Origin of the sequence: Paenibacillus sp. FSL H3-0457, from assembly GCF_037981725.1 — a bacterium.
GTDB classification, from domain to species: Bacteria; Bacillota; Bacilli; order Paenibacillales; family Paenibacillaceae; genus Paenibacillus; species Paenibacillus amylolyticus.
On sequence record NZ_CP150283.1, the window covers coordinates 4,862,001 to 4,884,741 of the forward strand.

The 22,741-nt window shown below is 46.1% G+C and carries 21 protein-coding genes; 9 read left to right on the forward strand and 12 right to left on the reverse strand.

What is annotated here, in order from left to right; translation table 11 throughout:
• The first annotated feature begins 222 nt into the window (after positions 1–222).
• Complete coding sequence (locus MHH25_RS21600) at positions 223–1,296, forward strand: M42 family metallopeptidase (RefSeq protein ID WP_315370663.1); 1,074 nt, start codon at positions 223–225, stop codon at positions 1,294–1,296.
• A gap of 179 nt (positions 1,297–1,475) precedes the next feature.
• Complete coding sequence (locus tag MHH25_RS21605; RefSeq protein WP_074095924.1) at positions 1,476–1,799, forward strand: hypothetical protein; 324 nt, start codon at positions 1,476–1,478, stop codon at positions 1,797–1,799.
• Between the two features lie 226 nt (positions 1,800–2,025).
• On the opposite strand, the gene MHH25_RS21610 is transcribed toward MHH25_RS21605, so the two are convergent.
• Positions 2,026–2,733, reverse strand: a complete 708-nt coding sequence (locus MHH25_RS21610; protein WP_100527005.1) for a metal-dependent hydrolase — start codon at positions 2,731–2,733, stop codon at positions 2,026–2,028.
• Positions 2,734–3,008: 275 nt separating this feature from the next.
• Here MHH25_RS21610 and nirB point away from each other — a divergent pair, with 275 nt between their 5' ends.
• From nirB to MHH25_RS21630, 4 genes are all read left to right on the forward strand, one after another.
• The gene (gene nirB / locus MHH25_RS21615) at positions 3,009–5,438 is read left to right on the forward strand and encodes a nitrite reductase large subunit NirB (RefSeq protein WP_340018001.1); all 2,430 of its coding nucleotides are present in this window, start codon (positions 3,009–3,011) and stop codon (positions 5,436–5,438) included.
• Between the two features lie 57 nt (positions 5,439–5,495).
• Positions 5,496–5,822: a nitrite reductase small subunit NirD gene (nirD, locus tag MHH25_RS21620; RefSeq protein WP_076254401.1), complete on the forward strand. Its 327-nt coding sequence runs from the start codon at positions 5,496–5,498 to the stop codon at positions 5,820–5,822.
• 43 nt (positions 5,823–5,865) lie between these two features.
• On the forward strand, positions 5,866–6,648 hold the full coding sequence (locus MHH25_RS21625) for a formate/nitrite transporter family protein (RefSeq protein ID WP_076318837.1): 783 nt from the start codon (positions 5,866–5,868) through the stop codon (positions 6,646–6,648).
• 284 nt (positions 6,649–6,932) lie between these two features.
• The gene (locus MHH25_RS21630; protein WP_074095934.1) at positions 6,933–7,562 is read left to right on the forward strand and encodes a YfbR-like 5'-deoxynucleotidase; all 630 of its coding nucleotides are present in this window, start codon (positions 6,933–6,935) and stop codon (positions 7,560–7,562) included.
• Here MHH25_RS21630 and MHH25_RS21635 read toward each other — a convergent pair whose 3' ends face one another.
• Complete coding sequence (locus MHH25_RS21635) at positions 7,563–8,372, reverse strand: response regulator (RefSeq protein ID WP_036668535.1); 810 nt, start codon at positions 8,370–8,372, stop codon at positions 7,563–7,565.
• Positions 8,356–10,254, reverse strand: a complete 1,899-nt coding sequence (locus MHH25_RS21640; protein WP_340018002.1) for a histidine kinase — start codon at positions 10,252–10,254, stop codon at positions 8,356–8,358. The genes MHH25_RS21635 and MHH25_RS21640 overlap by 17 nt, the downstream gene beginning before the upstream one ends.
• A 177-nt stretch (positions 10,255–10,431) precedes the next feature.
• On the opposite strand from MHH25_RS21640, the gene MHH25_RS21645 reads away from it, so the two are divergent.
• The 3 genes from MHH25_RS21645 (at position 10,432) to MHH25_RS21655 (ending at position 13,535) form a co-directional block, all read left to right on the forward strand.
• Positions 10,432–11,736 (forward strand): ABC transporter substrate-binding protein, encoded by a 1,305-nt coding sequence (locus tag MHH25_RS21645; RefSeq protein ID WP_340018003.1) that lies wholly within the window; start codon positions 10,432–10,434, stop codon positions 11,734–11,736.
• 100 nt (positions 11,737–11,836) lie between these two features.
• Positions 11,837–12,709: a sugar ABC transporter permease gene (locus tag MHH25_RS21650; protein ID WP_017687164.1), complete on the forward strand. Its 873-nt coding sequence runs from the start codon at positions 11,837–11,839 to the stop codon at positions 12,707–12,709.
• 1 nt (position 12,710) lies between these two features.
• The gene (locus MHH25_RS21655; RefSeq protein WP_340018004.1) at positions 12,711–13,535 is read left to right on the forward strand and encodes a carbohydrate ABC transporter permease; all 825 of its coding nucleotides are present in this window, start codon (positions 12,711–12,713) and stop codon (positions 13,533–13,535) included.
• A 161-nt stretch (positions 13,536–13,696) separates the two neighbouring features.
• Here MHH25_RS21655 and MHH25_RS21660 read toward each other — a convergent pair whose 3' ends face one another.
• From MHH25_RS21660 to MHH25_RS21700, 9 genes are read right to left on the reverse strand one after another with little or no spacing between them, the layout of a single operon-like run.
• Positions 13,697–15,025 carry an MFS transporter gene (locus tag MHH25_RS21660; RefSeq protein ID WP_036668528.1) on the reverse strand — a complete coding sequence of 443 codons (1,329 nt, stop codon included), beginning with the start codon at positions 15,023–15,025 and terminating at the stop codon, positions 13,697–13,699.
• A 20-nt stretch (positions 15,026–15,045) separates the two neighbouring features.
• Complete coding sequence (locus tag MHH25_RS21665; RefSeq protein ID WP_036615194.1) at positions 15,046–15,681, reverse strand: TetR/AcrR family transcriptional regulator; 636 nt, start codon at positions 15,679–15,681, stop codon at positions 15,046–15,048.
• Positions 15,682–15,741: 60 nt separating this feature from the next.
• Positions 15,742–16,509, reverse strand: a complete 768-nt coding sequence (locus tag MHH25_RS21670) for an ABC transporter ATP-binding protein (RefSeq protein WP_047843824.1) — start codon at positions 16,507–16,509, stop codon at positions 15,742–15,744.
• 12 nt (positions 16,510–16,521) lie between these two features.
• On the reverse strand, positions 16,522–18,855 hold the full coding sequence (locus MHH25_RS21675) for an ABC transporter permease (RefSeq protein WP_076214241.1): 2,334 nt from the start codon (positions 18,853–18,855) through the stop codon (positions 16,522–16,524).
• A gap of 35 nt (positions 18,856–18,890) precedes the next feature.
• A complete protein-coding gene (locus MHH25_RS21680) occupies positions 18,891–19,631 on the reverse strand; it encodes an alpha/beta fold hydrolase (RefSeq protein ID WP_340018005.1) in 741 nt (246 codons plus the stop codon).
• A 25-nt stretch (positions 19,632–19,656) separates the two neighbouring features.
• Positions 19,657–20,541 carry a hypothetical protein gene (locus MHH25_RS21685; RefSeq protein ID WP_017687157.1) on the reverse strand — a complete coding sequence of 295 codons (885 nt, stop codon included), beginning with the start codon at positions 20,539–20,541 and terminating at the stop codon, positions 19,657–19,659.
• The gene (locus MHH25_RS21690) at positions 20,538–20,801 is read right to left on the reverse strand and encodes an acyl carrier protein (RefSeq protein WP_340018006.1); all 264 of its coding nucleotides are present in this window, start codon (positions 20,799–20,801) and stop codon (positions 20,538–20,540) included. Before MHH25_RS21690 ends, MHH25_RS21685 begins: the two co-directional genes overlap by 4 nt.
• A gap of 15 nt (positions 20,802–20,816) precedes the next feature.
• Positions 20,817–21,866, reverse strand: a complete 1,050-nt coding sequence (locus MHH25_RS21695; protein ID WP_340018008.1) for an HAD-IIIC family phosphatase — start codon at positions 21,864–21,866, stop codon at positions 20,817–20,819.
• A gap of 19 nt (positions 21,867–21,885) precedes the next feature.
• Complete coding sequence (locus MHH25_RS21700; protein WP_340018009.1) at positions 21,886–22,737, reverse strand: 3-hydroxyacyl-CoA dehydrogenase family protein; 852 nt, start codon at positions 22,735–22,737, stop codon at positions 21,886–21,888.
• Positions 22,738–22,741 lie beyond the last annotated feature (4 nt).

The following is a 22,741-nucleotide window of genomic DNA, read 5'->3' on the forward strand; positions in this document are numbered from 1 at the left end:
TAAGTGCCCAAAATATGCCTTAAATACGTGACATAAACATGGACAATCACTTGCGCAAGGTTCATACTGTAATGTGACCAGTGGTTAAATAACAAGTCCTCAGCATATTAAGTGCGTGTTCAAAAAGATAAAAGACTTTTTGAACTACATCTTAAAGGACAACAGGCGGGTAGCCGTTCTACTGTGACCTGAAATACATACCAACAGAGGAGTTGTTGACACATGAATGAAAAAACGATGGATATGTTTCGTACGTTGACGGAATTTCCTTCCGCATCCGGTTTTGAACGTGAGCTTCGCGGCTGGATGAAAGATAAGCTTTCCGCTTATACCGATGAGTTCGTCCAGGATCGCCTGGGGAGTCTATTTGGTGTATTACGCGGGGAGGAATCCGGTCCTAAAGTTATGGTAGCCGGACACTTTGACGAAGTTGGTTTCATGACTACAGGCATTACGGAAACGGGTATGGTCAAATTCCGTCCACTGGGTGGATGGTGGAGTCAGGCTGTACTGTCTCAGCGACTGGAAATCATCACACCTGATCGTCGGATTACCGGAGTTGTAGGTTCTACACCTACACACTTGCTGGACGAGTCCCAGCGGAACAAACCTGTGGATCTGAATTCCATGTATCTCGATATTGGAGCAGACAACCGTGCGGAAGCAGAATCTTGGGGCATTCATCCGGGGATGCAGATCGTACCGATCTGTGAATTCACGCCGATGGCGAACCCGAAGAAAATTATGGCTAAAGCGTGGGATAATCGTTATGGCGTAGGACTTGCACTCGAACTGGTTGAAGCACTGCACAAGGAAAAACTGCCTAACACGCTTTACGCTGGTGCAACAGTTCAGGAAGAACTGGGGCTTCGCGGTGCACGTACGGCGGCCAATCTGATTCAGCCTGATATCTTCTTTGCACTTGACTGTAGCGCGGCGAATGATATGACAGGTGACAAACAGTCGTTTGGACATATCGGAGAAGGCGCATTGCTTCGTATTTTTGACCCGGGTATGTTCACCCATCGCGGAATGGTGGAATATGTTCAAGATACGGCTTCATCCAATCAGATTAAAATGCAGTATTTCATCTCACCAGGTGGTACCGATGCAGGTCAAGTTCACCTGAGTGGCATTGGTGTACCATCAATAGTTGTTGGTATCTGCGCACGTTATATCCATACCTCTTCTTCCATCATTCATACGGATGACTACGATGCGGCCAAAGAACTGATCGTGAAACTGGTCAAAGGTCTTGATCGGACAACGATGAATACCATAATTAATAACGCGTAGTAAAGGTTAAACGGAAAGTCCTTAAATAGGATGTACCTGAAAGAGATGTCCCGTCAGACCGGGATGTCTCTTTTTTTGTAATCAACTAGATTAATAGGTCGAACATTATGGAGAATGCCACATAAGATATACGATAATGGAAGATCAAGAACCAAACACCAACCAGTGGGGGACCTGTTATGGCAGTGGGAAGGAACGGAAAATCAAATAAAGGTTCTAACAAAAAACCAAACGCTGCTAACACCCTCCTTAATGGAAGCCTCAAAGGGAAAAATCTCGAACTGATTGTAGCGGCGCTATTGGTGAGCGGAAAGTTGAGAGTGGATGCCGTCACGTTGTTTCGTGAGGCTACATTGGTTGTAGAATTGGTTGGTCAATATAAAACACTTCAAAAGGTCACACCCTCCAATTCAGACAAACTGGTACAATTCCTGGATGAAACTGGCGGCGATATGACGCTTAATGATGTTATACAGGCATTTCAGCAGAGGATCAATTCTTAATGGCCAAGAAATGAGGTGGACATCATGTCCGAGTTTGATGGAACCGGGTTTGCCGAACTGTTAATTGTGCTTATTCTTGTTGTTTTATTTGTATTTGGCTCCTCCGATATTGAAAGTTTATCCAGCACTCCAACAGCGACTTGATCTCATAACCCTCTTCTCATGGCTTACAGGTAAAATAAGATAAGAGAAATACCAGTCCTTATGTAGGACTGGTATTTGGTCATTACAGAAATAATGGCGAGAACGCGAACCACGCCAAAATGAGTGTGAGCACAATGCAGACATTCTCTACAACGGCCCCACGCTTGGTCCCTGTACTCATCAGATTCACCCGTATGCGCCACTTGAGCGGTGGTAACGGACGAATACCCCGATTGGTGAGTGAATCGGCCAACAGATGCATCGCATATGCCGTGCCTCCCGCTACCCAGATCTCCGGGCCCTGCTGCTGGGTCGTGCTGTAGAGTAAACCAGCCCATACCGCAGTTCCATATAAGGTATGCGTTAATCCCCTATGAGTTAGCGTGGTGCACAGCATAAGCAGGCTGCCTGCAATCAGATTCCACGGTGCAAATGCGTGACCATAGAAAACCAGTCCGAGTCCAATCGCAAACATCAACACTTTGCGAAGCGAACGCGAAGGCAGGAATGACACAAGCGCAATGAGGATCGCAAGCAACAGGTTCCATGGTTTGGCATGAACATAGAAGTACACAAATACAGCTGTGGGCAACAGAATCGTCTGTAACAACCTGATCAGACTGTTAGGTAAGGCTCTGGATACCAGCAGCGAATTTGGCTCATCAATGTCAGGCAATAACGAACCAATCAGTGCAACCGTAACTGCCGGGGCTGTCACTGGCATACCGGCCAACTGCAGAACAGAAAGCGACACGCCTGTCCCGATAATAAGGTGGGATCTTCCCATCATGATGCAAAAACGTCCTTTCGAAGAAATCGGGAACAATACGGCCCAGTTCCGATTTTACAACGAAAACAAAATAAGAACAATAGTTCGCATTTCTTATTTGTATGAAAATAAATATAACTTTCTGTGATGGGGCTCACACTATTATATTTATGACTCTTCTATCCTTATTAGTGAATTAAATCACATAAACTGTCGTCAACTACTTGTATAATTTCAAATATAAACCACTAAAATTTTGAGTAATGTACAGCGTCTATTCAAGGAGGCATACACACATGAACGGAAAAAAAGAGAAACTCGTTATCATTGGTAACGGTATGGCTGGAATCAGTACCGTTGAGCAAATTTTGAAATTAACTACGCGATTTGATATTACCGTTTTTGGCACAGAGCCCTATCCTAACTACAACCGCATTATGTTGTCTTATGTACTGGAAGGAAGCAAAACACTGGACGATATCGTGCTGAACGACCTTCACTGGTATGAAGATTACGGCATTACGCTGCACACAGGCACAACGGTTACACGAATCGATGCCGAGACGCACGAAGTTGTGACTGAAGATGGAACTCGCGTTCCTTATGACAAAATTATCATTGCGACTGGCTCCAACTCCTTCATTCTACCCGTCCCGGGACATGACAAAGAGGGTGTTGTCGGTTTCCGCGATATCGCCGATTGCAATGTCATGTTGGATGCTGCCAAACAGTATAAAAGAGCGGCCGTTATCGGGGGCGGACTGCTAGGCCTTGAAGCTGCCAAAGGATTGGTACAACTTGGCATGGAAGTTACTGTAGTGCATCTGATGGAAGATCTGATGGAGCGTCAGCTTGATCCACAAGCTTCAGCCATGTTGAAGGCAGAACTCGAACGTCAGGGTATCCGGTTCAAGATGGGTGCGCAGACTTCCGAACTGCTGGGCGGCGAACGCGTTGAAGGGATACGTTTTGCAGATGATACGGTTCTGAATGTTGATTTTGTGGTCATGGCTGTAGGCATCAAACCCAATACGGCTGTAGCCCGCGAAAGCGGTATGGAAGTGAACCGGGGTATTGTCGTGAATGACTATATGCAGACTTCACTTGAGAATGTGTATTCGGTCGGGGAATGTACAGAGCACCGCGGGGTATGTTACGGCCTCGTTGCCCCATTGTTTGAACAAGGTATGATTCTGGCGAAACATATCTGCGGTGTGGAGACCGCTCCTTATGAAGGTTCAGTTGTATCCACGAAATTGAAAATTTCGGGTGTGGACGTGTTTTCAACTGGTGAATTCATCGACAGCCCCGAGCACACCGTCATTTCGCACAAAGATGACTGGAAACGGACCTACAAAAAAATTCTGCTTCGTGATAATAAAATGGTCGGCGCTGTTCTCTTCGGTGACATTACGGATTCTGCCGAATTGCAGAAACTGATTAAAAATCAAACCGAAATGACCGAAGAATTGTATGGTTCACTCATGGGTACAGGCTGCGGCGGTCATAAGAAAGCAACCTCTGTTGAAACGATGCCCGAGGACGAAATCGTCTGTGGATGTAACGGGGTAACCAAAGGAGCCATTGTTGATGTAATTACAAACCAGGGCCTTACCACTGTTGATGAAATCAAAGCCTGTACCGGTGCAACACGCTCTTGTGGTGGGTGTAAACCGGTTGTGGAACAGATTCTGCAATATGTACTTGGAGACAGTTTCAGTACTGGGGCTAAACAGGGCATCTGCGGATGTACTTCCATGGGACGGGATGAGATTGTAGCCGAGATTCGTGAAAAAGGATTACAAACGACCAAAGAGGTCATGAATGTACTGGGTTGGAGTCAGCCAGAAGGTTGTTCCAAATGTCGTCCGGCGATCAACTACTACCTTGGCATGATTGCACCAGACACACACGAAGATGAGAAAGAATCCCGTTTTGTTAACGAACGGATGAACGCGAATATTCAAAAAGATGGAACGTATACGGTTGTACCTCGGATGTACGGCGGGGTGACTACACCAGCGGACCTCAAACGCATCGCTGACGTTTCAGTCAAATATGATGTAAAAGCAGTCAAAGTGACTGGCGGTCAGCGTCTCGACTTGATTGGTGTCAAAAAAGAAGATCTGACCAAAGTCTGGGCTGAACTGGATATGCCTTCAGGTTATGCATACGCCAAATCGCTGCGTACGGTCAAAACATGTGTCGGCTCCCAATTCTGCCGATTCGGTACACAGGATTCCATGGCCATGGGTGCTCGCATCGAACGTAAATTCGAACGTCTGGATCTGCCAGCCAAGTTTAAATATGCCGTCAACGGTTGTCCGCGAAACTGTGCAGAGGCATGTACCAAAGATATCGGTATCGTTGGTAACGACGGAGGCTGGGAGATCTTCATCGGTGGTAACGGCGGTATTAAAGCAAGACTGGCTGATCCCTTATGCAAAGTGAAAACGGATGAAGAGTTGATTGAACTGTGCGGCGCCATCATGCAATATTACCGCGAGACAGGTAACTATCTGGAACGGACGTCCGAGTGGGTGGAACGCATGGGTCTGGAGCATATTCGTTCGGTTGTTGTGGATAACCTTGAGGAACGTAAAGCGTTGATGCAGCGAATTGAATTTGCACTTGAGCATGTTGAAGAACCTTGGCAAAAAGCGATTCGCAATGAAGAAGGCCAAAGCAAAATGTTCCATGGAATCGAAGTATCGGCTCGTCCATAAGTAAGCTTGCAGATTAATACTGCCGGAATGTTAAATATAGATAAGGAGTGGTTTAAGATGACGACAAAACAATCAGGCACCTACTTCCCTGCCGGAGTAGTTGAAGAATTCCTGCCACGAATCGGAAGAGTAGTTGAGATTAAGGATCATCAGCTTGCTGTCTTTCTTGCATCGGATGGTACCATCTTCGCTGCGGATAATCACAACCCCCATCCTAAGGGTGGGCCGCTGGCTGAAGGCATCGTGTCCGGGCATTATCTGTACGATCCGCTGTATGATTGGAAAATTGACCTGACTACAGGTCTTGTGCAAGCACCGGACAACGGTCAAGTACAGATGTATCCGGTAAAGGTAGAGAACGGCCAGGTTTGGATCGAAATATAGCGAAACGTTCAAAGATTGATGCAAAATAATGGGGGAAACCGTGATGTATACACCAAGTGTTGAGGGAATTATTGAAGCTGCGGTTAAAAAACGGGATCAAATGAACGCAAGCCTGTCACGATATATGGTTGCTGCCTTGATGGCTGGTGCCTATGTAGGGCTTGGCATCGTTCTGATCTTCAGTATTGGTGCTCCGCTCCTAGCGGCACAGTCACCACTGCAAACCATGTTGATGGGCATGTCCTTCGGACTCGCGCTCACGCTGGTCATCTTTGCCGGATCGGAACTGTTTACAGGTAACAATATGTTCTTTACCATGAGTACACTGGCAGGCCGAACCACAGTGAATGAAACGCTGAAGAACTGGGGGCTCGTCTTTGTTGGTAACCTGCTCGGCGCAATTCTATTAAGTCTACTCATTGTCGGTAGCGGCCTGTTCAAAACGGCCACACCGGAACATCTGTTATTCGTTGTCTCTGCCAAAAAGATGGCGGCGCCCGTGTCTGAGTTGTTCTTCCGCGGCATTCTCTGTAACTGGCTCGTCTGTCTGGCGATCTGGATGGCAGCTCGCTCTAAAGAAGATATCGCCAAACTTGTTCTTATCTGGTGGTGTCTGTACGCATTTATCGCAAGTGGTTATGAGCACAGTGTTGCCAATATGACTTTACTCTCTTTATCCTGGCTGCTGCCAAACCACCCGGATACAATCACGATGGCAGGCTGGTTCCATAACATGATTCCGGTAACGCTTGGTAATATTATCGGCGGTGCCCTCTTTGTTGGAATGGCGTACTGGTATACTTCTCCGGTACGTAAAAAAGCATAATTCTTGATTCAACTGCACTTATGTAGCGCTAGAGCACAACATCTACACACTGAAGCCACGATGGATGCCGAACTCACGTTCAGTCACACATCGTGGCTTTTTATTGTTTGTCGATAAGCTGTTACTCTCTCGTACGCTTCCCATTCATCCTCTCGTCCTTCTATAGAGAATTAAAACTTCATTTTACCTTCGTCGCTATCCGCGTTAATCCACAGTTGACATAACTGGCGTATAGTCGATGGATACTCACACTTATACTCAACCAGCAAAGGATGAACGCTTATATGGGAATTCACACGTACTTCAGGTCACTAAACGATCTTGAACGTATTATTCGTACACCTGGCAAATTCAAATTCGAAGAACATAGCGTATCCGCTCATTCCTGGAAAGTGGTACAGTACGCCAAAACGCTCGCAGATATTGAGGAGCAACATGGAACCACCATCGATTGGAAGAAGTTATACGAAATTACGAGCAGTCATGATTATGGCGAAATCTTCATCGGTGATATCAAAACACCAGTCAAACATTATTCACTGGAGCTGCGTTCAATGCTGCAAAAGGTGGAAGAAGGCATGGTTGAACATTTTATTAATGAAAATATTCCTGAAGAGTTCCAGCCTATTTTCCGCAGACAGCTACGTGAGGGCAAAGACCAATCGGTTGAAGGACTGATTCTCGAAGTCGCAGACAAGATGGATCAGGTATATGAAGCCTTTGCTGAGCTCCAACGTGGCAATACGGAGAAAGAATTTATCGTTATGTACCGTTATGCCTTGGTCAAAATCAAAAATATCGACCTCCACTGTGTGCAGTATTTCCTGGAACAGATTCTCCCCGACATGATCGAAGAAGGTATCCGCTCCCCGTTTGATATTCGCAAAATAACCGAAGAAGCTCTGGCCCAGTAATCAGCTCAAGTCAACATGGTGCTCATCATCCATGGACAGGGCTTTTTTTCGTTCCTGCAATTGCAGTCGGTACTCGCTAGGGTACATGCCCGTTTTGTTTTTGAAGATCCGGCTGAAATAGTGGGAATCACTATACCCTACCGCTCCACCAATAGTCTTGATATCCATATTCTCATGAGTAACGAGCATGCGTTTTGCTTCATTAATCCGCAGACCTGTCATATATTTCAGCGGAGTCTCACCCGTTACTTTCTTAAAACACTTCCCCAGATAGTCCACACTAAAATGCATCTGTCCCGCCATGTCCTGGAGTGTAATCTCATGCATGTAATTCTGCTTCAAATACAACTTAACGGCCTCTGCGATATCCTCCGGCTTCACCTGCTCATCCAGCACGGCACTGACATGCGCAAGCGAATCCACAGCGCTCCCAAGCTTCAATTCCATCGCATCCAGCAGTGTACGAAGCTGTTCTTCCGATAATGGTTTGAGCAGATAATCCTCCACCTTGTAACTGATCGCCTGCCGTGCATATTCGAATTCATGATAACCACTCAGAATGACAATTTTCACATGCGGATAGGCAAAGTACAGATGTTTGGCGAGTTCCAATCCATTCATTACCGGCATCTGTATATCAGTTACAACCAGATCAGGTACGGAATGTTCAATGAGCTGTAACGCTTCCTGACCGTTCCGCGCTTCACCGATCACCTCGAACCGGGTGTCCAGCTCTCTGAATTTGCGCGAGACATTCCGGCGAATCAGGGCTTCATCTTCCACAATAATCGTTCTATATTTGATTGTCACGGGTTCGGTCATGCTCCTTTCGAATGGAACCACCTATTGTAATCTGGACACCGCCGGAAGGCTTGTTCGTAATCTGCATGTGGGCTGCCGTGCCATACCATAATTTCAATCGGACCCATATATTTTTGAGTCCCATGCCGTTGATTTCGAGGTCAGGCATACGCTCCCACTCCTGTGACTGTTCGATGTAATGCATGATCTTGGCAAGTGCTTCGGGTTCCATGCCAGGCCCGTTGTCTTCCACGTGGATCTGCCAGGTCTGCTGTACCGCATCCATATCTCCAGTAATATTCAGTTTCCATGGAGGGGTATCGCCCAGTCCATATTTCATGGCATTTTCGAGTAGTGGTTGTACCATCAGCATCGGAACCTGGATATACTTCATCTCTTCCGGAATATGAAACTCGTAGTGCAGATCATCCTCAAACCTAATCTTCATACACTCCAGATATCGCTCACAATAATCCAGTTCTTGGGACAGTGGAACCCCATTCTTTCCCGGAGTAGAAATATAACGCAGCATAGACGCAATATTGGCGCAGAACGCAACAATCTGCTCATTCATGCCTTCTTCCGCCATGATGCTGATATTTGTGATGTTGTTATAGAGAAAATGCGGGTTCATCTGGGATTGCAGCGCCAGTAATCTTGCTTCTGTCTCCTGAGATTTCATCGCCAGCCTGTCCTGAAACGATTGCACAAGCTGTTGATTCAGCCGGATAAACGTATCATTCAGCTCATCCATCTCCCGGATAGAACCGGGATGCTCCAGTTTGAACAACTGACCGGATTCCTGTCCCGATAACAGATCATTCTCACCCGTTTTCTGAATAATGCGCTGCAAACGATGCAGCGGCAAAGTGACCCGTTTGGAAATCAGATACGATAGAACCAGAATCAGCATGAGAGTAGCTAACGTCGCACCGATAAACATCACAGCCATCCGGTTGAGACTCGCGAAAAGGGACTGTTTGGACTGCATGACAATAACGGTCCATCCCGTCTCTTGTGAAGTCATGTACGTCATCATTTGTTTGGACTGATTCAAAGGATCGGTGATCTCCTGCATCGTATCAGGCGGAAATGAAAGATTTTGAATCAAGTCCACATCATCGAAATGGCCTGCTTGAGAAGCCTCGGCATCCGAAGAAAGTGGAAACAACCTTGTATTTTGTTCATCCACTACATAGATCCGAAGATCGTCGTTATTTGTCTGCAATTCATTCAAATGCTGAAACAGGGTTCCGGCATCCTGCAAAATCTCAACGACACCCTGGCTGACATAGTTGCCATCTTTGTATACCCGTGTAAGCGAAATGTAAGGTTGATCCGATTTCCCCTCGCCGGTCGGCATGGGCAAAGCTCCGCCCTCTAACAGTTGAATTACCCGCCATCCACTCCGCTCCCAGGTTTCCTTGTACCACGGTCGCTGAGTCAGGTCTACCGACAGTTGACCGTTGAATGCACCCGCTCCCAACATCTTGCCATTCACATCATAGATATTGGCCTGCTTGGCTGTATTGGAGCTGCTGATGATCGCAAGAATGACATCAATTAGTGTGGTTGTATCCTTATACAATGCTGGATCACTCGTCATTGTCTGCTCACTGCCTTCTGCTGGTGCCAAGTAGTGACTGAAGTGTTCTTTGACCAGATTGGAGTACACGATATTCATGGAAAAGTTGTTCATTTTCACCACTTCCTGATCCAGGTTACTGACGATTGATACACCCAGTTGTCTCTGCTGTTCTTCACTTCGCTGACGAATGTCACTTGCGAGAAAAACATACAGAAGCCCCGCCACAATCAGCGAAAAGATAATAAATACCGCAGAGTAATAGGCAAACAGACTTTGCTGAAGCGTTCCAAATCGATATCGCAATTCCCTCACACCTCGTCCTATGATGATATCTGTCACACCATTCGAAAATGTCCACCCAACAGAACGCTTTTGTCTATTGAGCACATCCCTTGTTCACAGTAAAGTTATCCACATAAGAATACGCTTACATAAAGCGTTTCGGCAAGTGACAATTTTCTTTATATTCCGGGAGGTTCAATGATGAGAAAACGATTTCTATTTTCGCTTGCAAGTGTGCTCCTGCTCTCCACTCTGCTGCTTGCCGGGTGCAACTCAGGTAAAAGTACGGAAGGTTCGGGTAAGGTGACTCTCACGTTTGGAACAAGTCAATCCGGTATTCCGCGTACAGGCATCATGCAGACGATGGCCAAGGAATATGAGCAGGAGACGGGTGTCAAAATTGACTTCCAGGTCGTCCCTGACGCACAGTGGCGTGACCTGATCAAGGTGAAGCTCGCTTCTGGCGAAGCACCTGATATTTTTAATGTCGATGTGGACCCACTGAGCATGCCGGCCAACGTAAGACCGGAGGAAAATGCCATTGACCTGACCAATGAGGAATTCACAGGTCGGATGTCTGAAGAGATTTTGCCAACTGTCAGTCATAATGACAAGGTGTACGGGGTTTCTTTTGCACCAACGAAAATCTGGTATGTGTACTATAACAAACGTATCTTCCAAGAGCTCGGCATAGAGCCTCCTACATCCTATGCCGAATTCAAGGCCATCAGCCAGAAAATTAAGGATAAAGACATCATTCCGTTCTATCAAGCACCTGCAAGCGGGTGGTATCAGGTTCTGCCTTTGTTTGAAACGGGACCTAACTATGAGCAAACAACAGCGGGAACCTACGAGAAATTAAACAACAATGAGATGAAAGTCGCAGATATGACGCAACTCAAGACGGTCATTGAACAGTTGAAAGAATTTGCGGATCTCGGTTATTTCGGCAAAGACTTCTTGTCCAATACGGTAGAAGCGGGCATTGAAGCGTTTGGTCAGGAGAAAGCAGCGATGTTGCTGCGGGTGCCAGGGACGGAAAAGGAAGTTTCCGAAGCGTATCCGGAAATGGAAGACAATATGGGATTCTTCGTCATGCCATGGGGAGATAATCAGACGATTGGTGTGAACCCGGGCGGATCGGCTGCGATGTTTGGTAACAAAAACAGTAAACATCCCGAAGAAGTGCTGAAATTCTTCCGCTGGATTACCCAGCATGATCATCTGCAGCGTGTGTTCGATGAAGGTGAAGGTAACCTGACGATCTGCTGGCCGGAAATCGAACCAAAGCTGACACAGGACTACATCGACTATGAGAAAGATCATGAAAAAGGTACGGTTATGCAGGCCGCTGTAAAATACATTGATCCACAATGGATGGATATTGGCAAGGACTTGTCAGGTATGTTCGCCGGAGCAATGACACCGGATCAGATTTTGCAAAATATTGATAAACGTCGTGCTGAACAAGCCAAAGTGTTGAAAGATGAGAAGTGGCAGTAACAGCACATATTTCAGATAAATATAAACGCTGAACAACGTTATATGCAGCGGGCATTTGCCCGCTCATGTATTTTGGCAGGAAGGAAAGGTGTTACGGATTATGAATGCAAACAAAATCTATCCCTGGTATTTCTCATCTGGAGCAATTGTGTTATATCTACTGTTCATTGTCGCTCCCGCCCTGCTGGGCATCTATTATTCCTTCACCGACTGGAACAGTTATAGTTCGGAGAAGAACTTTATTGGTCTGGAGCATTTCCGTACTATTCTGGCGGGTGATCCGACCTATCTGCTTTTTATCAAAAACACAGTCCTGTTCACCCTCGTTACATCCATCGCCAAGACGGTTCTGGGCCTGTTCCTGGCTCTACTGTTGGTCAGCGGTGTAAAGGCCGCCAATCTGCACCGGATGATCATTTTCTCCCCGCAGGTGCTATCGTTCCTGATTGTTGGGCTTGTTTTCAAAAGTCTGCTCGACCCAAACAACGGGTTCGTTAACGTAACTCTGCGTTCCATGGGACTAGACGTTCTCGCCCAGAACTGGCTGGGCTCCCTGACCTGGGCCATGCCATCCATTATGGCAGTGGATACGTGGAAAGGCATGGGGTACATCATGGTGCTGTTCATCGCCGGACTGCTCGCGATTCCACGTGATTATTACGAAGCAGCATCCATTGATGGCGCCGGGTTCGGGCAGAAGCTTTTCCGAATTACGATTCCGATGCTGATGCCTACCATTACCATCGCCACGGTGCTTAATATTACATATGGGCTGAGAGTTTTCGATGCCGTATACGTGTTAACCAATGGTGGCCCCGGTAACGCGACAGATGTGATTAACACGGCGGTCTATTCCTCTTTTGCCAAAGGGTATTGGGGACTGGGGAGTGCGCTATCTACCATTCTGTTTGTCATCATGGCAATCATCTCCTTTTTCATCATTCGTTTGATGAACCGAAAGGTGGAATACTGACATGCGATTGAGAAAAAGATTGGCTTCGATCGGGTTAAATGCACTCGCCTGGCTGCTTAGCCTGGTGGTCTTGATTCCTTTTGTGGTCATTGTACTGAATTCATTCAAGTCGGACGCCGAGGCCAAAGTGCTGAAGCTGACGCTGCCCGAGAAGTTTATCTTCGAAAATTACAAAATCGTCTATGAACAAGGACACTTGGGAGGTTCCTTTTTCAACAGTCTGCTGCATTCCGGGGCTTCTTCCCTGCTATTGGTGTTTGTTGTGGCTTTCTCGGCCTTCACGTTATCCCGTAACCATTCGAGGTTCAGCAAGTTTCTGTACTTCTTCCTGATTCTTGGCATCACACTGCCGCTCAACTACATTCCGCTGATGGAAGTGATGAAGTCGATGGGCATGATCAATTCACATGTCGGCATGATTCTGCTCTACACCGCCATGGGGATTCCGATATCGCTGTTCATTACGTATGCGTTTGTGTCTAACATCCCGAAGGAGCTGGATGAAGCCGCGATCATGGACGGATGTAATGGGATCAAGCTGTTCCTGCGAATCATTGTACCTTTGTTAACCTCGGTGCTGGTAACGGTATTTGTTCTTAATTTCCTGAGTGTCTGGAATGAGTTTACTGCCCCACTCTATATGCTGAATACAGTGGAGATGTGGCCGATGACGCTGGCTGTATATAACTTCTTTGGACAATTCAGTGCCCAGTGGAATCTGGTCAGTGCCGATATCGTGCTTACGTCATTGCCTGTGTTGATTGTGTTCCTCATTGGGCAAAAGTATATTGTAGGAGGACTAACTTCTGGGGCGGTTAAAGGGTAAGCTCCACCGACAATCCAAATACACAAACGCATCTTGTCTAAGTACATCTTCTGACTCCTTAGCACAAAAAGCCCTTGTCTGCTCATCGTGTGAACAACTTCTTGGTACAGAAGAAGTATCACACGCTGCTGCGGACAAGGGCTTACGCTGTTGGATTCGAATTAATCGTGCGCCAACCCGCCAACATCGGATGGAGCTGTTATATCTGGGCTCTGCTCCAGAGATTTGATCATTTTCAAACGGGATGTGATTATTGCGATCAGAATAACAAACAGACCCGCGATGATAAACAGAAAGGCAATACCTCTGCCTGGCCCAGTTCCAATAATTTGACCAACAGACGAAGCCAGTGCTCCCCCCTCCATCAGTAACGGATTAAACACATGGTCGGCCAGAAAACCAGCCAAACTGTACGCGATAATAAACCCGAGTTGTGACAGAATACCAATGATTCCCCATACCCTGCCCTGCTTATCGTTGGCGATATTGTTTCGCACCAGTACATCTGCGCTCATATTGACAAACGGCAGTGATGACAGGAACAGAAAACCTGCGAAGATAATAAAATAAATGTTGGTGGATATGCCCAGAAGTGAAAAGGACAAACCGCACAAAATCAGACCCATCACAAGCACACTTGCGTATCTCTTTGTTATTGTAAATATGCCGATGCACAAGCTGCTAATCAGCATGCCGATGGCACTAACAGACTGAAACGTTCCAAGTGTCTTTGCATCCGTGAATGACAGAAGCATCGGACCAATGAGTGTCTCCAGGAATCCCAGATAAAAGGTGACAAGTGAAATAATCACCACCAGCAACAGTACTCCCTTGTTGGTTACAACTTCTCTCCAGCCCTCTTGAATATCTGTGATCCAGTTTTTTCCTTCTCGATCCTCTCGCTCCACCTTCATGCTCTTCCGAATAACCAGCACAGCCAGAATGGCAACCAGGAATGTCAGAATATTAATGACCAGAATGACTTCAATGGTTGTTATACTAAGCAGAATGCCCGCAATGATGGGTGAAAACAGAAACTTCGAGGATTCAGCCAGTTGTACAAGACCGCTGCCTTTTGAGAATTGATCCTTATCCAGCAGGTCCGTAGCAGAGGCCTTATATGCCGGGCTCTGCAACGCGGAAAACACGGAACTAAAGGCTACTCCCACATAGATATGCCATAATTGGATATCACCTGTGAGCATAATGGACAGAATGAAAATCAAACCGGCTGCCGACCCCAGGTCGCCGATAATCATCATCGTTCGACGGTCGAATCGGTCGGCCAGTACCCCTCCAATAGGTCGAAGCAGGATATTCGGCAGAAACGTGAATAAGGTAATCAATGCAACACTTGTTGCCGTATTCGTTTTTTCGAAGGCATACACCCCCAGGGAGAAGGCCGTAAGTCCAATCCCAATCATGGAGATGAGCTGACCAAACCATACTACCAGAAACTTTTTAAATGATTTTTGAACGGTATGTTCCATGGATGATACTCCTTTCTCGGCTAACCTTGATTCGGAAAATAGAGACGTGTGACGTAGGCGAAGCTTCCTTGTTCTGCTCCCAGCACACGTTCCATAATATGTGTGAATGCTTCAACCTTTTTTTGAAGTTCTTCCTCCTCCCATTGAAAGATGCCTCGATCCAGCAAAAATTGTGACGATACGAGCAGGAATTCGATGGATTCCTTTGGGTTAGGTGTATGAAATACCCCCTCCTGAATGCCCTGCTCTACCACCTCGGCCAAGATGGGACTTAATCGAATTACCGTCTCTACAAGACTCTTTTGGTGCATCTCCACATTATGAACACTGTGCAATTGCTCGATGAGATCATGTTTTCTGCCGTCTGGCTGATTCTGCGCCATCATGATGCGAAAAATTTTGTCATGGGCATTCAGTTTGGGATCGGACACGACGTGCCTGGCCGATGCCTCCCCACTCAGAATAAAACGCATCACGATGGCGTTCATAACCTCTTCCTTGGACTGAAAATAATAATAAAATGTACCCTTGGCAATGTTGCACGCCTGAAGGATATCCATGACCGTAGCTTTGGTGTACCCCTTTGTTATGAACAGAATCTCGGCGGCATCCAAAATCTCGTTCCTGCGTTCTTCCGGGTTTTTTATCAGTCTCATATCCTGGCCTCCGATACGTTCGACCGACTGTCGGTCTATTGTAGTCATGGAGTTCTTTTTTTAGAACCCCATTTCAGTCAACCATTGCGCCAAATGGCTTTCCCTTGTTTTCAGATCCTGACGCTCTCTTGCATATTTTCCAATATTTCTGTCTGCAACCAGCTTACCGTCCATCATAAACAGTACACGTTCCGATCTGGCAGCGACTTTCACATCATGGGTCACCAGCAGAATGGTTGTACCTGTTGCATTAATATCGCCCAGAATATCCATGATTTCATACGTTGATTTGGAATTCAGCGCCCCCGTTGGTTCATCGCCGAATAAAATATCTGGATTATTGATCAGCGCACGGCAGATGGCAATCCGTTGAAGCTGTCCGCCTGAGGCTTGGGTGATGTTATGCCCGGCCAGCTCATCAATCCCCATTTTTTTCATTAATGACATCGCCCGTGTATTAATCGTTTCTCTGCTGCTATTCTTGGCCAGATACGCGGAAAGTACGATATTGTCTAATAGATTCAGATTCTTGAGCAGATGAATATTTTGAAAGATGAATCCCATCTTGGTCAAACGTAGACTTGCCAGATCCCTCTCCTCAAATGCCGATATTTTTTTGCCATTAAAATAGACACTTCCAGCACTAATCTGATCCATACCACTTATGTTGTACAGTAAGGTAGACTTGCCTGAGCCAGATGGCCCCATGATGGAAACAAATTCTCCCTTTTTTAATTGAAGGTTGATATCTTTTAAGATGTTATGTTCTTCATTCTCGCCGATCGCTACGGATTTATTCACGTCTTTAGCCTCAAGTATAGTTGTCATCGTTGATCCTCCCTATTCGACAATCATTTTGGATATGCTCGTTTCCTTGATCGATTGGATGCTAATCCATGCTGTTAGTACAATCGTGCCTGCAAGTAACAATGGACACAAAATATATGCCTGTAACGGGTTAACAACAAAGACAATATTGGAAGCACCAAACGTCGACATAATGGCACTAACTAGCAACGGACCCAACGTATTGGACAATATCGTTCCAGTAACAACCCCTAAGATTAATATGACAAGTGACATCACGACATACTTGAACTTGATTTTAGACAAGGCAAACCCAAGGCTTCTTAGTACAGCAATGTCGTTGTTGTCCTTGGCTACTAACATCTGAAGGAACAGTGCTGTAATCAAAATAGATATGAAGACACCGATGACCAAGGCCAGCATCGTCACCATTTTCAATTGTTGGATGGTTCCGCCTAACGTCTGATCCAGATAACCTTGAAGATCGGTTACTTTGGCTGGCGAGAAAGCCGCCTCATATTCAGCAATTTTGGTAGCCATGTCCCCGCGATTATTCAGATCCAAACTGACCACGTACCACAACACACTATCCTTGTTGTAGGGCAATAAGGCCTTCGCCGTTTTGCCACCATTCGTAACGTCCTGGTATATTCCGCTGACCGTCATCATCTGGTCCTTGCCATTAACCAGCAAGGTAAGTTGCTCACCAGTCTTCAGGCGCAGCTCGCTACTGTTGGCATCAGATAACGCAATTTCATTCTCGGTTGTTGGCGCATTACCGCTAACATAAGACAATGGGAAAATACTGAAATCCCCAGTTTCTACACTCAGATTGTCGTAACTTCCTTCCGCATTTTTAATCTTGAACTGGCTTGTTACCAATGGGGAATACGTTTTGATGTCTTTATCATTTTGGATCTGGGCAACCAGATTGTCATAACGCTGCTCCACATCGTCTGTGTGCCTCAAGTCAATACGAATATCACTTTGTCCAACACCCATATAAGAGATAAAACTTGGCGCCTGCAAAGTGTTCAGGAAGTTGACCGGCACAATCATGATAAATGAACTGACTACAAAGACGAACAACAATAATCGGAACATCTTGATTCGCTGTATCACTTCCTTCAGACCAAGAAAGACAGGTACGGAAGACCAGCGATTGCGGGACAAACTAAGCCGGTTTCGAATGATCTGTGTATCTCCCAGGCTCCCGGTACGGAGAGCATCCACCGCGGAGATGGAACGAAAACGCCGCAGTACCGTTCGACAGAACAGAACAACCATGGCAAATATTATTCCAGCGGCTAATAACGGAATCGCGAAATGCAACAGGGTTGCAGGTGCTTTTCCCATATACAACATGATGTTGGAAACAAATAATCTGTTAACACCAAGTGATGCAATGTAACCAAGCACGGATGCAAATCCGGCCATAAATACATACTTCATCAGATACAGTCTCTTAATATCCTTCTCTGCGATTCCAATCGCTTTCATGACACTAATCTCACGATAATCCTCTTCGATGGTCGCAAGCATCGTGAATCGGATGCAAAGCATCGCAATCAGAATCAGCACAAGACTGACCAGAATAATAACGGCTGCAATAACTCCGTCGGTCATGGCATTCAGTACCTGGAACAGCCCATAGGTTACAACTGGACCCGCGTTGGGAAGTCCGGCATTTTGGTAAGCCTGGGTAAATTCACTCGTCAGTCCGGGATCCGTCAACCGGAATTCGATGAGATACTCCATCTCTCCGATGCTCTGCTTCAGTTCCTGCAAATTCCCTGCACTCACGATAAACCGTTTGGAGTGCACAACCGATGGATTCATCTGAGCATCACGGACAAAATCAACGATGGTATAAGAACGCTCAAATTGACCATTATCGATCCGAACCTGGTCGCCCACGCTCAATTTTTTTTGCTGCATGTAATATACCGGAACCGCGATCTCGCCATCGTTCACCTGAATAATCTCACTGTCCAGATTCAACAAATAGTCGAAACCCTGATTCTGTGTAACAAAGTCAATGTCCATAACACTGTTCTTTTCGGACTCTGCTCCGAGAAACAGATTAGAGCCGTCAATGTTGACCATTTCCACAATCTGATGCTGCTGGACCATGGCATTTTCTTCAGCCCATGTGTTCACTTTGGCCTGATCGATCTCTCCGGCATGCATTTGCACAAAGTGTGGTGTTTTGGATTCAGAAAATAGATATTGGATGGAACTCGTCAGTTCCATAATCATTCGTGACCCCGAAGATACCAGCAAGGCGGCCAGCAGTACAAAAATAAACAACGCAGCCGTAATCCCTTTTTTTCTCGTTATATCGTTTCTCAGCATTCGTAGCAGCATAAACGAACATGGCTCCTCTCATCTACAAGTTGTTCCTATTTATCTGGAGTCATAAAGCTTGTCAGACAATGCGCCACCGTTGAAGGTTGATGCATCATGAACATGTGAGCACCCTCTTTGATGGTTTGAAGCTTCATGGATGTGCCAAAATATCGGCCCCATCTCAACGCTGATTGAAGGGTAACGGTACGATCCCGTTCTCCCCACAGATACAATACCGGCAATGAGAGCGGCTCATATTCAAGCGTTGCTGCAGATTCCAGCATCCTGAAATCCGCCCGGATGACGGGCAGAAAATAATTCAATAATTCTTTTTCATGTATCAGTTCTTGCGGAAGAGCTTCATAGGAAAACAGATGATCAATCAGATTTTCGTCTGACATCCGATCATAATTCTGCATCCCGCATTCATCAGGCGTGTTGCAGGCAGATAACACAAGCCGTAGCGTTTTAGCTACATCTGGACGTTCCTGACATAAGCGTTGCGCAACGAAGTAGGCTGTAATCCCTCCCAGACTATGTCCAAATAACAGACTGCCAGGCTGTATAACATCCAGCAGCTCGCTGGTATACAGTTCTACGAGTTGCTGCATATGCTCCAGGGGTGTTTCGGTGTTCAGACCATGACCCGGGGGCGTAAATGCCCAAATTCCCGTGTCAGGAAGGTACGGCACTAGGGGCTGAAAACTGTTGGAGTTGCCACCGAGATAAGGAAAACAGACCATTTGTCTGTTTCCCGCCCCCTTTTGTAGTTGCTCCAAATAGATCGGTTCCATCACTTATCCACCACCATAACCAGGCTTACTTTCTTTCCAGTACATATGCAGGGAATGTCTGAAGTGAAGTATCCACATTTTTACGCTTGAAGATGACATGTATGACAATAGCCGATATTGCAAAAAAGAAGAATTGCATAATTTGAACTTGCGGATTAAAGTAGTACAAATCAATTTGACTTCCTGTGGCTACAAGCCAGAATGCAAGCAGATAAAACAGAAGTGTACCTTTGGTTGCATTGAAGATATAACTTTGGAACACGATAAATGCCATAAGCTGAACAACGTAGTATATGTAAGTGGTTGAGGTGCCAAAAGAGGAAATCAAGTATCCCGGAAGCACCCATAATCCGAACAACAGGCCGGTAATCAGACCACTTGTTATATTATTTTTTAACTTCCCTTGCAAGAATGGAAGCAAAAATCCGATCCAGCCAAACAGCCCACCAATCAGCCCCGTCTCCTTGATCAGATTCACAATTCCCAACCAGATCATTTCAGGTACACTATATGTCAGCTCAGGGACCGGTATGCCGAATAACAAGGAACCAAAGTGCATTGTTGATGCAAAGATGATGGAAATTCCAATAATGAGCGGTATCCAGAACAGGTCCTGTCTGCGCGGAACCAGCTTCATAAACATTCCTTTTAATGCTTCCTTTCCGCCCATCACATAACATGTAATTAATCCGGCAATGGAAGGTGAATACAGAGCAACGATCGCAAGTGGATGCATCAAGGTTAACTCACCTGTTATGGGTACAATAAAATCCGCAAAGAACATGAACAAACTTGCGATTCCATAACATGTGCCAAAGGAAATTCCCAAAAACAAATACATATATTTGTTGGACGGGCTGGTTGCCGGACTTGTGACTGGACGAATGGATGCCTGATTAGCTGTAATCATAGTGCCACCTCCTTCTCAGTCAACTTTCTCTCAATAAGATCATGCAAACGGTTAATCGTGCAGAAATTAGCCAAATCCAGATCTTCATTTGCTATCTCAATCTGGAATCTACGCTCTACAAAGTCCACCAAACGCATCGCAAAGAGCGAATTGACGAACCGCTGCTCAAAATAATTGTCATTATCATTAATTTGAGTGTCCTCATGATCCATGGTGAGGTTGTTCCCGATAAACTCCCGAATTTCCTGACGATAATCCACTGCCCTTCCCCCTTGTTATTGATGTTGCCCCTCGGGCACTAAAACTTCAATGTAATCTGGAAACTCTACAGCCTGCTGCAAATCATGATGAAACAGTACTCTTCCTTCCTGATCTGCAGATTGCTGCTTGAAACCGGCAAAGCGATAGCTGATATTCATCATCCGGTTCCTTCCGGTATCCCTGAAGTCCGCAAGCATTTGTTTGCCCTGCTTCTGAGCTTCACGCATGATATACGTTAGCAGTACACTCCCTGCTCCCCTGGACATCACTCTGCAAGACATCAGAAGCATGTTTAGCCGCCATACTTTCTGCTGAATGTGAATAAGTGCAAGCCCAATTTTGCCATACGTCCCGTATTTGTCTTCGAGTTCACACACCAATAACATGTGGTCCTGCGAGGTCATCAGTTGGTGCAGCTCCTCGTAACTGTAGGTAATTCCCGTTGCATTTAGTTGATTGGTGCGAACGGTAAGTTCCTCTGCACGTTGAAGATCATCCTCAGTAGCCTCGTAGATGGAAAATTTCATGCCAAGCGTAGCCAGAAATTGTTCTGAAGGTCCCTTATACTGTTCCTCAGCCTGTTTACGGAGCGTATCCGCCTGGTACATCTGCCTTCTGCACGCAGAGTCGGCTGTAATGAATCGGGGCATCAGCCTTGGGTCATCAAGCATGGTTTCATATTGATCCGCATGAAGTACCTGGATGTCAGCATGTACACTTTGTACTTCTTCCAGTTCAAAAGGTTGATCATCCACAAACAGAATGGCATCCATGCCGATATTAATGTTCTGCTGAATCCGCTGAACAGAGACGGACTTCGCATCCCAATGGATTTCGGGATACAGAAAATATTCGGCGATGCCCAGTTCGTTTAGTTTCGCCCAAGCTAGCTCTGCATCATTTTTACTGGCAACAGAGTGCAAAATACCTCGCTGGTCCAGTTTTTCAATCACCTCCTTTAAGCCCGGCTTCAGTTGCACATCTGCAGATTCAAGCAAAACCCCATCCCATATGGTGTGGTCCAGATCCCAAACGATACACTTGATATCCTTGAGCTTTTCCATGGTCATGCCACCTTTCATCTTAGTAGGCATAGAATCCTTGACCCGTCTTCCGCCCCCACTGTCCTGCATCAACCATTTTCTGCAACATCGGACAGCATCGGAATTTGGGGTCCTGATAGCTGTCATACAATACTTTCAATGAATGCACGACCGTATCCAGACCAATCAGATCCGCCGTCTCCAGCGGCCCCATCTGATAATTGAAGCCCTTCTTCATAATGGCGTCCACCTGCTCGGGTGTAGCGATTCCATCCTGTACAATGTACGCCGCTTCATTCATTAACAAGTGCGAGAGGCGATTAGAGACAAACCCGGGCAGATCCTCTATGACAACTGGACTTTTATCAAGAGTTTCCAAAAACGCTACCATCTCATGTTCCGTACCCTGCGTTGTATGATGTCCTTTGATCACCTCCACCATGGATTTAACGGGAACCGGATTCATCAGATGCACCCCAATGACTCGACCTGGGTCAGGCAAAAATGAAGCGAGCTTTGTCACGGAAATACAGCTTGTATTTAGCGCAAATAAAGCATCCGGACGAACCTTGTAGGATAGTCGTGCGTAAACTTCCTTTTTCAACTCCAGGTTTTCGGTTACATTTTCAATAATGATACTTGCCTCTTCCACACCTTCATCTTGTGTCTGGAACGAGATTCGTTCCATGATCTGATCCAGGGGCACCTGACCGTACCCTTGCTTCAGAAAGCAAGCTGAACGATATTCACGACGTATAACATCAGGGGCATGTTCGATGACCGACGCCGAAATATCCTGCAAAATTACACGATAACCAGCCCTCGCGACATCCAGTGCTGTGGCGCATCCCATCACCCCTGCGCCAATGATTGCAATGAGTCGATTATGCATACCT